8 protein-coding genes are annotated in these 13,196 nt (G+C 70.0%); 6 read left to right on the top strand and 2 right to left on the bottom strand.

Features of this window, described 5'->3' with window-relative positions:
• Positions 1-111 precede the first annotated feature (111 nt).
• From ACZ48Z_RS41370 to ACZ48Z_RS41345, 6 genes are all read left to right on the top strand, one after another.
• Positions 112-1,419, top strand: coding sequence for an enolase C-terminal domain-like protein (locus ACZ48Z_RS41370; RefSeq protein WP_468741090.1), 1,308 nt, complete (start codon positions 112-114; stop codon positions 1,417-1,419).
• 5 nt (positions 1,420-1,424) lie between these two features.
• On the top strand, positions 1,425-2,192 hold the full coding sequence (locus ACZ48Z_RS41365; protein ID WP_468741111.1) for an SDR family NAD(P)-dependent oxidoreductase: 768 nt from the start codon (positions 1,425-1,427) through the stop codon (positions 2,190-2,192).
• Positions 2,193-2,242: 50 nt separating this feature from the next.
• Entirely contained in the window at positions 2,243-3,316 is a 1,074-nt protein-coding gene (locus tag ACZ48Z_RS41360; RefSeq protein WP_468741089.1) for a sugar ABC transporter substrate-binding protein, read from the top strand.
• A 20-nt stretch (positions 3,317-3,336) separates the two neighbouring features.
• Positions 3,337-4,845 (top strand): sugar ABC transporter ATP-binding protein, encoded by a 1,509-nt coding sequence (locus ACZ48Z_RS41355; protein ID WP_468741088.1) that lies wholly within the window; start codon positions 3,337-3,339, stop codon positions 4,843-4,845.
• Entirely contained in the window at positions 4,838-5,878 is a 1,041-nt protein-coding gene (locus tag ACZ48Z_RS41350) for an ABC transporter permease (protein ID WP_468741087.1), read from the top strand. The genes ACZ48Z_RS41355 and ACZ48Z_RS41350 overlap by 8 nt, the downstream gene beginning before the upstream one ends.
• Positions 5,879-6,172: 294 nt before the next feature.
• Positions 6,173-8,866: an RICIN domain-containing protein gene (locus tag ACZ48Z_RS41345; RefSeq protein WP_468741086.1), complete on the top strand. Its 2,694-nt coding sequence runs from the start codon at positions 6,173-6,175 to the stop codon at positions 8,864-8,866.
• A gap of 64 nt (positions 8,867-8,930) precedes the next feature.
• Here the strand turns inward: ACZ48Z_RS41345 and ACZ48Z_RS41340 are convergent, their stop codons facing one another.
• Together ACZ48Z_RS41340 and ACZ48Z_RS41335 are read right to left on the bottom strand one after the other, a co-directional pair.
• Entirely contained in the window at positions 8,931-10,325 is a 1,395-nt protein-coding gene (locus tag ACZ48Z_RS41340; RefSeq protein WP_468741085.1) for a GH1 family beta-glucosidase, read from the bottom strand.
• A complete protein-coding gene (locus tag ACZ48Z_RS41335) occupies positions 10,322-13,174 on the bottom strand; it encodes a glycoside hydrolase family 3 C-terminal domain-containing protein (protein WP_468741084.1) in 2,853 nt (950 codons plus the stop codon). Before ACZ48Z_RS41335 ends, ACZ48Z_RS41340 begins: the two co-directional genes overlap by 4 nt.
• Between the last annotated feature and the right edge of the window lie 22 nt (positions 13,175-13,196).

The following is a 13,196-nucleotide window of genomic DNA, read 5'->3' as shown; positions in this document are numbered from 1 at the left end:
TGTCCGATACCTGTTGTTGCGCAGGGGACATGTCTACGACTCATGACGACAGGTGGTTTGCCATGACCCCGAACAAACCTCGCGGCCCCCGGCCCGGAACGGCCGGGCACCATGACTGAGCTGATCAGCTCCGTCGAGGCGGTGGACGTGCGGTTCCCGACGTCACTCGAACTCGACGGTTCCGATGCCATGAACCCCGAACCCGACTACTCCGCCGCCTATGTGACGATCCGTACGACCGGCGGCGAGGAGGGCCACGGACTCGCCTTCACGGTGGGACGCGGCAACGACGTCGAGGTCGCCGCCGTACGGGCCCTCGCCCCCCTGGTGGTGGGCCTGCCGGTGGAGGAGGTCCTGGGTGATCTCGGCGCCTTCTCCCGGCGGTTGACCGGCGACAGCCAACTGCGCTGGCTGGGACCGGAGAAGGGCGCCATTCACATGGCCGCGGCGGCGGTCGTCAACGCCGTGTGGGACCTGTACGGGCGCCGGACCGGCAAGCCCGTCTGGCAGCTGCTGTCCGAGCTGTCCCCGGAACAGCTGGTGGACCTGGTCGACTTCCGCTACCTGGAGGACGCCCTCACCCGTGAGGAGGCGCTGGACATCCTGCGCCGCGCCGAGCCCGGTCGCGCGGAACGCACCGCGCACCTGCTGGAGCACGGCTACCCGGCCTACACCACGACTCCCGGCTGGCTCGGCTACGACGACGAGAAGCTGGTGCGGCTGTCCAAGGAGGCGGTCGCCGACGGTTTCTCGCAGATCAAGCTGAAGGTCGGTGCCGACCGCGAGGCCGACGTACGCCGCATGCGGCTGGCCCGTGAGGCGGTCGGACCGGACATCCGGATCGCCGTCGACGCCAACCAGGCGTGGGGAGTCCGGCAGGCGATCGAGTGGATGCGCGCCCTCGCCCCCTACGACCCGTACTGGATCGAGGAGCCCACCTCACCCGACGACATCCTCGGGCACGCCGCCATCCGCAAGGCGGTGGCGCCGGTCAAGGTGGCCACCGGCGAACACACCCACAACCAGGTGATGTTCAAGCAGCTGCTGCAGGCCGAGGCGCTCGACATCCTGCAGATGGACGCCAGCCGTACCGCCGGCGTCACCGAGAACGTCGCCATCCTGCTGCTGGCCGCCAAGTTCGGCGTCCCGGTCTGCCCGCACGCCGGCGGCGTCGGTCTGTGCGAGATGGTCCAGCACCTGGCGATGTTCGACTACGTGGCCGTCAGCGGAACCACCGAGAACCGCGTCATCGAGTACGTCGACCATCTGCACGAGCACTTCACCGACCCGGTCCGCATCCGGGACGGCCACTACCTCGCGCCGGCCGCCCCCGGTATCGGTGCCGAGATCCACCCCGCCTCCGTCGCCGCACACCGCTACCCGGACGGGCCCGTGTGGCAGGAGACGACCGCCTCATGAGCCTCATGACCCTCACGAGCAGGGACGAGTTCTCCGGTCTCAAGGCCGTCGTCACCGGCGGCGCCTCCGGCATCGGCCTGGCCACCGCACAGCTGCTCGCCGGCCGCGGGGCACACGTCGCCTGCCTCGACCTGAAGCCCGACGACCTCCCCGCACCGCTGGCCGGCGTACAGGCCGACGTGACCGACGACGCCGGCGTACGGTCGGCGATCGACGAGGCGGCACACCTGCTCGGCGGGATCGACATCCTGGTCAACAACGCCGGGATCGGCGCCCAGGGCGCGATCGAGGACAACCCCGACGACGAGTGGCGCCGGGTCTTCGACGTCAACGTCTTCGGGATCGTCCGGGTCACCAGGGCCGCCCTGCCCCATCTGCGCCGCTCCCACAGCGCGGCCATCGTCAACACCTGCTCCGTCGCGGCGACCGCGGGACTGCCCCAGCGGGCGCTGTACTCCGCGACCAAGGGCGCCGTCCTCTCCCTCACCCGGGCAAGCGCCGCCGACCTCGTGCGCGACGGCATCCGCGTCAACTGCGTCAACCCCGGCACGGTCGACACCCCGTGGGTCGGCAGGCTCCTCGAACATGCCGAGGACGCGGAGGCCGAACGCACCGCCCTCGAAGCCCGCCAGCCCCTGGGACGGCTGGTCGGCGCCGACGAGGTCGCCGCCGCCATCGCCCATCTCGCGAGCCCGCTGTCCGCATCCACCACCGGCACCGACCTCGCTGTCGACGGCGGCATGCAGGGACTCCGGCTCCGCCCGCGCAACTGACCCCCGGCACCCTCCTCATCCACCAGGTTTCACCAGCAGGGAGAAGAGCAATGACGCTCGGACACACCCGCTACGCCGCCCTCGCCGCCCTCGCCGCACTGGCCGTACCCGCTCTCGCCGCGTGCGGGGGCTCCGGCTCCAGCACCGCCTCGTCCGGCGGCGGCAAGCCGGTCGTCGGGGTCGACTACCCGCGCTCCGACACCGACTTCTGGAACTCGTACATCAAGTACACCCCGCAGTACGCGAAGGAACTCGGGCTCGACCTGAAGACCACCAACTCGCAGAACGACGTCGCCAAGCTGACCTCGAACGCCCAGACGTTCATCAGCCAGGGCGTCAAGGGTGTCGCGATGGCCCCGCAGGACACCGCGGCCATCGCGCCCACCCTGGCCCAGATGGGGGCGAAGAAGATCCCGGTCGTCACCGTGGACACCCGCCCCGACACCGGCAAGGTCTACATGGTCGTCCGGGCCGACAACCGGGCGTACGGCGAGAAGGCCTGCCAGTACCTCGGCACCAAGCTCGGCGGCAAGGGCAAGGTCGTGATGCTCCAGGGCGACCTGTCCTCCATCAACGGCCGTGACCGCACCGAGGCGTTCAACGAGTGCATGAAGTCGGACTACCCCGGCATCAAGGTGTTCGGTGAGGCCGCCAACTGGGACGGCGCCGTCGCGGCACAGAAGCTGCAGACCGACCTGACCGCGCACCCGGACATCAAGGGCGTCTACATGCAGTCCAGCTTCGCGCTGGCCGGCACCCTCCAGGTCCTCAAGCAGAAGGGCCTGCTGGTGGGCCCGGACGACAAGAAGCACGTGTTCGTCGTGTCCAACGACGGCATCCCCGAGGAGCTCAAGGACATCGGGGCCGGGCAGATCGACGCCACCGTGTCCCAGCCGGCCGACCTCTACGCCAAGTACGCCCTCTACTACCTGAAGGCGGCGATCGACGGCAAGACCTTCAAGCCCGGCAAGACCGACCACGGCAGCACGATCATCCAGGTCCGTCCCGGCCTGCTGGAGGACCAGCTGTCCGCTCCCCTGGTCACCTCCGACGGCGGCACCTACGGCGGCGTCTCCAGCCTCAAGAGCGACGACACGTCCCTCTGGGGCAACAACCTCGGCTGACCGGAAGGCGATTCGCAGACATGGTTACGGCACCGCCCGTCGCCGAGGCGGCGGGGATCACGAAGCGGTTCGGCTCCACGGTCGCTTTGAGCGACGCGCGGATCACGATCGCCCCCGGGCAGACACACGCGCTGGTCGGACGCAACGGCGCGGGCAAGTCGACCCTGGTCTCCATCCTCACCGGCCTCCAGACACCCGACGAGGGCACGGTGACCTTCGGCGGCGAACCGGCTCCCCGGCCCGCCGACCGGGACGCCTGGCGGCGACGGGTGGCCTGCGTCTACCAGAAGTCCACGATCATCCCCGAGCTGACCGTCGCGGAGAACCTCTTCCTGAACCGGCACGACCGCGGCAAGGGCGGCCTGATCAGCTGGCGGACCCTCCGCCGCAAGGCAGAGGCCCTGCTGCAGACCTGGTCGGTCGACGTGGACGTGCGCACTCCCGCCCGTGAACTGGACGTCGAGCAAAGGCAGTTCGTCGAGATCGCCAGGGCGCTGTCCTTCGGTGCCCGCTTCATCGTCCTCGACGAGCCGACCGCCCAACTCGACGGAGCCGCCATCACCCGGCTCTTCGGCCGGATCGAGGACCTCCAGCAGCAGGGCGTCACCTTCCTGTTCATCAGCCACCACCTCCAGGAGATCTACGAGATCTGCGACACGGTCACGGTGTTCCGCGACGCCCGGCACATCCTCACCGCGCCCGTCGCCGACCTGCCCCGCACCGACCTCGTCGCCGCGATGACGGGTGACAGCGCGACGGAGTCCTCGCCCAACCGCCGCCGCCCGGCGGACACAGCGGCCCCGAGCATCCTCACCGTCGACGGCGCGTCCCTCGACGACACGTACGACGACGTGTCGTTCGCCATCGGCGCCGGCGAGATCGTCGGTCTCGCCGGCGCCGCGAGCAGCGGCCGTATCGAGGTCGCGGAAACGGTCGTGGGACTGCGCGGTGCCACCACCGGCACGGTGGAGATCGCGGGCACCCGGCCCCGGCCGGGCAGCGTCCCCGCGGCGCTGCGGGCAGGCGTGGGATTCGTCCCGCAGGACCGTCACCAGCAGGGCTTCGTACCCGGCATGTCCATCGCGGACAACGGCACCCTGACCATTCCCGAGCGGCTCGGGCCGCCCGGGTTCATCGACCGGCGGCGCCGCGACGTCCTCGCCAAGTCCATGATCGAGAACCTGGCCATCAAGACGCCGGGCCCCGAACTGGCCGTCTCCGGCCTCTCCGGAGGCAACCAGCAGAAGGTCGTCATGGCGCGCGCCCTGGCCAACGACCCCAGGCTGCTGGTGCTCATCAACCCGACCGCCGGTGTCGACGTGCGGTCCAAGGAGTTCCTCCTCGCCAAGGTCGAGGAGACCGCCGAGTCCGGCACGGGGGTGCTCATCGCCTCCGACGAACTCGACGACCTGCGCATGTGCGACCGGGTCCTGGTGATGTTCCAGGGCCGCGTGGTCGCCGAGAAGCCCAGCGGCTGGCACGACCACGAGCTCGTGGCCGCGATGGAAGGAGTGGAACTCGATGCCTGAGACCGCGACCGCGGCCGCCGCGAAGACCCCGGCCGGTGAACAGCAGGCCGCCGCACGGGCGGGAGGGCGCAGGATCGCCTTCGCCCGGCTGCGCGACCTCGCCCTCATCCCCGCGATCATCGTCATCGCGATCGTCGGGCAGATCGTCAACCCGGTGTTCCTGCAGACCGACAACCTCATCAACGTCCTGCAGACGATGTCCGAGATCGCACTGCTGGTCCTCGCCCAGACCCTGGTGCTGATCGTCAAGAAGATGGACCTCTCGCTGGAGTCCACCGTCGGCCTCGCCCCCGGGGTCGCCGCCTGGCTCACCGTCCCGGCGGGCGCCACGCACGGCCTCGGGCTGCTCCCGGGCGCCTGGTCGGTCCCCGTCACGCTGGCCGTCGGCCTGCTGATCGGCGTGGTCAACGCCCTGTTCATCATCCGGTTCGGCCTCAACGGCTTCATCGTGACGCTGGGCATGCTGATCGTGCTGCGCGGCATCCTCACCGGCATCTCCGGCGGCCAGACCTTCTTCCAGCTGCCCGGCTCGATGCTGTACCTCGGGACGGTGCAGTGGCTGGGCATGCCGGCGTCGGTGTGGGTGTGCCTGCTCCTGTTCGCCATCGGGATCGTGGTGCTCGGGTTCACCAGCTTCGGCCGTTCGCTCTACGCCATCGGCGGCAACGTCGACGCGGCGAAGGCGGCCGGTATCCGCACCGACCGGGTGCTGTGGATCGTCATGGTGACCGCGAGCCTGCTCGCCGCGCTGAGCGGCCTGCTGCTGTCCGGTCGGCTCGCCTCGGTGGCCTCCGCGCAGGGCAACGGCTACATCTTCACGGTGTTCGCCGCGGCCGTCATCGGCGGCATCAGTCTCAACGGCGGCAAGGGCACCGTGTTCGGCGCCTTCACCGGCATCCTGCTGCTCTTCCTCATCCAGAACGTCCTCACCCTCGGCGGCGTCCCCGCGCAGTGGATCGGCGCTCTCAACGGCGCGATCATCCTCATCGCCCTGGCGCTGTCCCGGGTCACGGGAGGCAAGGTCCAGGACTAGGGGGTGCGTGATCGCCCCGTCGCACCCAGCCTCACCCCACCGCCGCCCGGTCCGCACCGCACCGGGCGGCGGTTCTGTGAACCCAGCCTTTAAATGAGTCGTACTTATTAAAGAGACTGCACGAGGCAGCAAGGGGCCACGCTCGTACCTGAACGCCACCACCTGCGCTTTCTCCCACATCCATTCCATGCCCGTTACGCCTGCGAAAATTAATTCTATCCATTACCTTGACGCGACCCCGGGTGACCGCCGATAAATGCTACTCATAGCGGGGGCTACAGGAGGGACACCCACATGCGACCCCTACGCGCCTGCGCGGGGCTGTACAAGGCGCTCGCGGCAGCCGCCGTCGTCTTCGCGGCCGTGCTGCCCGCTCAGCCCGCCTACGCGGCCACGACGAACTTCTACGTCGACCCCGTCAACGGCAGTGACAGCAACTCGGGAACCAGCACCGCCGCCGCGTTCAAGACCATCCAGGCGGCCCAGGCGGCGGTCCGCGGCGTCAACGCGAACATGTCCGACGACATCGCCGTGAACCTGCGCGGGGGCACCTACTCCCTCACCAGCCCGATCACGTTCGGCGCGAGCGACTCCGGCACGAACGGCCACACCGTCGTCTACCAGGCGTACAACGGCGAGACCCCCGTGATCAGCAGCGGCAGGACCATCAGCGGCTGGACCGCCACCGGCAACGGCGAGTACAAGGCCTCCGTCGGCACCCTGAACTTCCGCCAGCTGTACGTCAACGGCGTCCGCGCCACCCGCGCGCGCTTCCCCGATCTCGGCTCGGACTTCCAGCTGCAGGGCAGCGACAAGACCAACAAGCTGCTGAAGGTGCTCAGTTCACAGGTCTCCGACTGGGGCAACCTCAGCCAGGTCGAGATGGTGCTGGAGACGCAGTGGGCGGAGAACTACCTACGGCTCAAGTCGTTCACCTCCGCCAACGGGCTGGCGAACGTGTCCATCCAGGACCACGAAGCGGGCATCCTCTTCCAGCGCCCCTACCCGGTCCTCGCCAACGGCTCCCCGCTGCACTTCGAGAACGCCCATGAGTTCCTCGACGAGCCGGGCGAGTTCTACGTGGACACGGCCGGGCAGACGGTCTACTACAAACCGCGCTCCGGCGAGGACATGTCCACGGCCACCGTGCAGGCGCCCACTCTGAGGACGCTCGTCGACGTCAAGGGCGGCAGCCTCGACGCCCCAGCTCATGACCTGCGTCTCTCCGGCATCACCTTCACGCAGACCACCTGGATGGAAGCGACCGACAACGGCCTGCTCAACGGCCAGGGCGGCAACTACAACCTGTCCGCCGACACCTCGAACCACCAGTACGTGGGCCGTCCGCCGGCCGGGGTCCAGGTCGCCGACGCCGACCGCGTCTCCTTCACCGGAAACACCTTCACGCAGATGGGGGCCACCGCCCTCGACCTGTCCCACGGTGTCCACGACAGCAGCGCGACCGGCAACACCGTCTACGACATCGCCGGCAACGGGATCATGGTGGGCAAGTTCTCCGACCCCACGGTGGAGTACCACACCGTCTACAACCCGCCGACCTCCCCGGCCGGTGAGGATCCGCGCGAGGTCGTCAAGAACGTCACGGTCAACGACAACCTGATCACTCGCATCGGCGAGGACTACCTGGGCACCGCCGGCATCAACGCGGGCTTCGTCAACAGCACCACCATCAACCACAACGACATCACCGACGCCCCGTGGGCGGGCATCTCACTCGGCTGGGGCTGGCAGGCCGCCGCCAACGCCGAGGGCAACAACAGCATCAGCTACAACCGGATCGGCAACGTGGTGAACCGGCTGTGCGACACCGCCGGCATCTACCACCTCTCCAACGACCCCGGCACCGTCGTCAGCGGCAACTACGTTCACGACGCGGTGCGCACGCCGTCCGCCTGCGGATCCGCCGTATCCGGCCTCTACATGGACGAGGGGTCGAACAACATGACTCTCTCGAACAACGTGCTGTCGCGCACCGACGGTTTCATCAACCAGAACGCCAACGGCTCCAACATGACGCTCACCGGCAACGCCACCACGGGCACCTCGGTGATGAAGGCGTCCGGGCTGGAGCCCGCATACCAGGGCCTGTCGGCGAAGCTCAACCTCGCGTACAACAAGCCCACGTCGGCCTCCTCGGTCTTCAACTCCAGCTGGGCGGCGTCCCGCGCCGACGACAACGACGGTTCCACCGGCTGGTCTCCCACCGGGAGCGACACCTCTGCCTGGTGGCAGGTCGACCTGGGCCAGGCGTACCGGCTCGGGCAGTACTCCCTGACGACGCGCCAGGACATCGACCAGCCCGAGACCCGCAGCGGGTTCGAGATCCGGGCCTCCAACGACCCGTCCTTCGCCACCTACACCGTGCTGGGACGCCAGGACGCCGCCACCCTGCCGCTCGCGTCGACGCTCACGGGTGACATCGACACCCGCCAGAAGTTCCGCTACGTACGGGTCGCCAAGACCGACGGCGCGTACTTCTTCATCGCCGACTTCAGCGTGCAGCAAGCGGGCGGCGCGCTGGAGGACTCGACCGCTGCACCGAACGTCAACCCCTCGACGTACTACACGCTCAAGAACGCCAACAGCGGGCAGCTGGCCGACGTGTACCAGGCCTCCACCGCCGACGGGGCGAGCGTGGTCCAGTGGCCGGGCAACGGCGGCACCAACCAGCAATGGAACATCGTGCGGGTCAGCGGCCGGCTCTACAAGATCGTGAACAGGAACAGCGGCAAGGCCCTGGACATCGATCAGTCGAGCCACTTCAAGGGCGTGAAGCTCGAGCAGAACACCTACAGCGGCAGCAACAGCCAGTTGTGGTACTTCGAGCCGACCACCGGTGGGTACGTCATCCGCAACTTCGGGAGCAGGCAGGTCCTGGAGATCGGCGGCGCCTCGACGGCCGACGGGGCCGCCATCGATCAGTGGATGTCACTGAACCAGCCCAACCAGGCGTGGACGATCCAGTGACCGGGTGATCCGACGCTGAGAACCCGTACTGAAGGGGCCGGGAATTCGCCACCTTCCGGCCCCTTCAGTTGTCCTTCGTCCTGGCGCGGTGGGCGGCGATCAGGTCCCGGTACCAGTGGTAGCTGTCCTTGGGGGTGCGGGTGCTGGTGTCGTAGTCGACGTGGACCAGGCCGAACCGTTGGCCGTAGCCGCGAGCCCACTCGAAGTTGTCGAGCAGCGACCAGAGGTAGTAGCCGCGCACGTCGGCGCCGGCGTCGACGGCGTCGGCGAGCGCCTGGAGGTGGTCGGCGAGGTAGCGGGTCCGGTCGGGGTCGTGGACCTGGCCGTCCGGGGTGCGGGTGTCGGCCTCGGCGGAGCCGTTCTCCGTGATCCAGACCGGGGGCAACCCCGGGTAGCGGTCGCGGAGTTGGTGGAGCAGTTCGGTGAGTGCGGAGGGGACGACCGGCCAGCCCATGGTGGTGTGCCGGGTACCGTAGGGGTCCACCTCGGCCACCCCGATGTCGACCGCGGTGCGCTGCTCGGGATCGGACTCCCGGTGGGTTGCCGCGGTCACGCAGATCGGCCGGTAGTAGTTCAGGCCGACGAAGTCCAGCGGGGCTCCGATCACGGTCAGGTCGTCCCCTCGGCGCCAGGGGCCGTCGGCGAGCCCGGCCCAGGTCTCGGCCTCGTGCGCGGGGTAGCGGCCGGCGAACAGCGGCTCGGCCCAGATGTCGTTGTGCAGGGTCTCGGCACGGCGGCGGGCCGCCATGTCGTCGGGCCGGTCCGAGGCGGCGTGGATCCGGTCCAGGTTGAGGGTGATGCCGACGTCCAGGGCACCCGCCGCCCGCAGCGCCCGTACCGCGAGTCCGTGGCCGACGAGCAGGTGGTGGGCGGCCGCCAGGGCGCCGCGGCCCTCCTGCGCGCCGGGCGCGTGCCGGCCCTCGGCGTAACCGACGAAGGCGGAGCAGTACGGCTCGTTGAGAGTGATCCAGCGCTGGACCCGGTCGCCGTAGCGTTCGGCGGCGAGCGTCGTGTAGGCCGCGAAGGCCTCCGCGGTGTCCCGGACGCGCCAGCCTCCCCGGTCTTCCAGGGGCTGCGGCAGGTCCCAGTGGTAGAGGGTGACGGCGGGTGCGATGCCGGCGGCCAGCAACTCGTCGATCAGGCGGTCGTAGAAGTCCAGCCCCTTGGCGTTGGCCCGGCCGGTGCCCTCGGGCAGCAGGCGGGACCAGGCGATCGAGAACCGGTAGGTGTCGACACCGAGGCCGCGCAGCAGCGCGACGTCCTCGCGGTAGCGGTGGTAGTGGTCGGTGGCCGTGTCGCCGGTGGCACCGCCGAGCGTACGGCCCGGGGTGTGGCTGAAGGTGTCCCAGATGGAGGGGCCGCGGCCGTCCTCGTCGTGGGCGCCCTCGATCTGGTAGGCGGCGGTGGCGACGCCGAAGCGGAATCCGGGAGGCAGCGCCGGGAACGCGGGGCCGGTCATACGGCCGTCTCCTGCGACGAGTTGAAGGAGAAGGAGGAGATGCGGAAGTCGCCGTGCAGGGTCAGCCGCAGGTCGTGGACGCCGTCGCCGGGTGCCGCCACGTCGACGCTCACCGTGGTCCACGCGTACCGGCTGCCGGTGACCGGTGCGGCGAGCTCCGCCAGGAGCCGGTCGCCGGCCCGGATCTCAAGGCGTGCCTCGCCCGTGCCGGTTCCGCCACGCGCGACGTCCGCCTCGAACCGGTTGACGCCGGACAGGTCGAGGGCCTTGAACACCAGCGTCGCGGGGGACGTGGGTTCGGTCGGGGTGACCGCGTCGCCCGCGCTGCGGGTGGCGTCGACGAGGGTGACGTCCGTGTAGTCGTCGAAGTCGGCGGCCAGGACGCGCCGGCCGACCACCACACGGGGTGCGGGTGCGGGCCCGGTCACCGTCAACGGCGCGGTCAGGACGACGTGTTCCGCGGAGCGGGCGACGAGGATCTCGTGGGCACCGGGGTCCACGGTGAACGCGCCCGTGGCGACGTCCCAGTGCGCGAACCGCTCGACGGGCAGCCGGAAGGTCACCTCGCGGCTCTCCCCGGGCTCCAGCCGCACCTTGCGGAAGTCGGCGAGCTTGAGCCGGGGCGCCTCGTAACGGGCGTCCACGGCACGGACGTAGAGCTGGATCACCTCGGTGCCGGACCGCGCCCCGGTGTTGGACAGCGTCACCGAGACGTCCAGCTCACCGTCCTGCGGCACCGTCGCCGTGGACAGCCGCAGGTCGCCGTAGGTGAAGTCGGTGTAGGACAGGCCGTGGCCGAAGGCGTACAGGGGTGCGTCGCGGTGGTACTGGTAGGTCCAGCCGGCCTTGATCACGTCGTAGTCCAGTGGGTGCGGGAGTTCGTGGTCGCCGCGGTACCAGGTCTGCGGCAGCCGGCCCGACGGGTCGGCCTCGCCGAGCAGTACGGCGGCCAGCGCTCCGCCTGTTTCCTGCCCGCCGTGGGAGGTCCACACCACGGCGGGCAGGTGCGCGTCGGCCCAGTCGACGGCGTAGGGGTAGCTGCTCATGACGACCAGCGCGGTCTCCGGGCGCACCGCGGCCACCTCTCGCAGCAGGGCCTCCTGGGTGGCGGGCAGTGCGGTGCCCGTGCGGTCCTCGGTCTCGCGGCCGTTGATGAGCGGGTGGTTGCCGAGGACGACGACGGCGACATCGGCCGCCGCGGCGGCGCTGCGGGCTTCGGCCGTGCCGTCGCGCAGCAGTTCGCGCTGCCAGCGTTCGGCTTCCTGCGGGGTGGCGGCGGTGATGGTGACCGTGCCGTCGGAGGGGTCGACCGCGGCGTAGCGGCCGGTGCGGACGTTGCGCAGGAGCACCGTGTCGGCGTCGCCGCGAGGATCGGGTTCCAGCAGGAAACTCTCGTCGATGAACCAGGTCTTGATCACCTCCCGGTCGGCGGTGAGCGAGTCGTCGTCCTTGCGGGTGAGGTGGCGGCCGGTCTCCGCGTCGCGCAGGGTCAGCACCCCGTCGCCCCATTCGGTGACGTCGTACGCGGTCCCGCCGAGTGGCTCTCCCGTGGTGCGGGAGCGCAGGGCGATCCGGTCGGCGCCCTCCACGGTCACGACGTCGCCCGCCTTCGCGCGCAGCCCGGAGGCGATGCCGACCTGGTAGGGCAGGGTGGCGCTGTACCAGTCCTCGTACAGGCGGTCGGCGTGCGGGCCGATAACGGCGATCCGCGGTGAGCGCTCCGCCGTCAGGGGCAGCAGACCGTCGTTCTTGAGCAGCACCACCGACTCGGTGGCGGCGCGCAGGGCGAGGGCGCGGTGCTCGGGGCTGTCGATCGCCTCCGGGCCGATTCCGGTGTACGGGTCGAGGTCGGGGTCGAACTCGCCGAGCCGGAAGCGCAGTTGCAGCTGGCGCCGGACCGCGCGGTCGATGTCGTCCTCGTCGATGAGGCCGCGCTCCAGGGCTTCGCAGAGCCGGCCGACCGTGATGTGGCTGTCCTCGTTCTGGTCGGTGAAGCTGTCGATGCCGGCCCTCAGCGCGGCGCCGTGGCCCTCGGCGTGGTCGGCGAAGTAGTGCTCCTGCTCGACCAGGTTGGAGGGTGCTTCGGCGTCGCTGACGACGAACAGCTCGTGCCCGGTCGGCGCGGCCCAGTCGCGCAGTTCGTCCAGGAGCGGACTGACGTGGCAGGGGCGGCCGTTGACGAGGTTGTAGGCGGCCATCGCACCGGTCGCCGCGCCCGAGGCGATGATCGGGCGGAAGGCCGCCAGGTCGTACTCCCGCAGGACACGGGGGCGCAGGCCGGAGGATGTGGTGCAGCGGTCGTCCTCGTTGTTGTAGGCGAGGAAGTGCTTGAGCACACCGGCCGCACGCAGGTAGGTCGGATGGTCTCCGGCCAGGCCGCGGCAGTAGGCCGTGCCGAGCCGTGCGGTGTGCACCGGGTCCTCGGAGTAGCCCTCCTCGTTGCGGCCCCAGCGCGGGTCGCGCAGCAGGTTCACCACGGGCGCCCAGGCCTGCAGGCTGTTGACGCCGACGCCGTTCGCCGTCGGGCGGTGGTGGTGGAAGGCACGCAGTTCGACCGAGACGGCGTCGGCCACCTCGCGCACGAGGTCCTCGTCCCAGGTCGCACCCAGCCCCACGGCCTGCGGGAAGACGGTCGCCTCACCGAGCCAGGCCACGCCGTGCAGTGCCTCCGTGCCGGTGCGGAACGCGGCGACGCCGAGGCGCTCGACAGCCGGTGCGTACTGGTGCAGCAGCGCGATCCGCTCGTCGGGCGTGAGCCGGCCGAGCAGATCGTCGACACGCTTGTCGATCGGCAGCGCGGGGTCGCGGAACGGAAGCCGATCGGCGGTGGACAGGGAGGCAGAACCCACGAGCGATCCTCTCTGCAGGCTG

It is taken from the genome of Streptomyces sp. NPDC031225 (assembly GCF_055570355.1).
The sequence above is the reverse complement of the archived record's forward strand: the minus strand, read 5'-3'. Positions and strand labels throughout refer to the sequence as shown.

What these genes read in the sequence shown, in the direction of transcription:
- ACZ48Z_RS41370 (WP_468741090.1), top strand. Translation starts at nt 112, where the DNA reads ATGACTGAGCTGATCAGCTCCGTCGAGGCGGTGGACGTGCGGTTCCCG.
- ACZ48Z_RS41365 (WP_468741111.1), top strand. Translation starts at nt 1,425, where the DNA reads ATGACCCTCACGAGCAGGGACGAGTTCTCCGGTCTCAAGGCCGTCGTC.
- ACZ48Z_RS41360 (WP_468741089.1), top strand. Translation starts at nt 2,243, where the DNA reads ATGACGCTCGGACACACCCGCTACGCCGCCCTCGCCGCCCTCGCCGCA.
- ACZ48Z_RS41355 (WP_468741088.1), top strand. Translation starts at nt 3,337, where the DNA reads ATGGTTACGGCACCGCCCGTCGCCGAGGCGGCGGGGATCACGAAGCGG.
- ACZ48Z_RS41350 (WP_468741087.1), top strand. Translation starts at nt 4,838, where the DNA reads ATGCCTGAGACCGCGACCGCGGCCGCCGCGAAGACCCCGGCCGGTGAA.
- ACZ48Z_RS41345 (WP_468741086.1), top strand. Translation starts at nt 6,173, where the DNA reads ATGCGACCCCTACGCGCCTGCGCGGGGCTGTACAAGGCGCTCGCGGCA.
- ACZ48Z_RS41340 (WP_468741085.1), bottom strand. Translation starts at nt 10,325, where the DNA reads ATGACCGGCCCCGCGTTCCCGGCGCTGCCTCCCGGATTCCGCTTCGGC.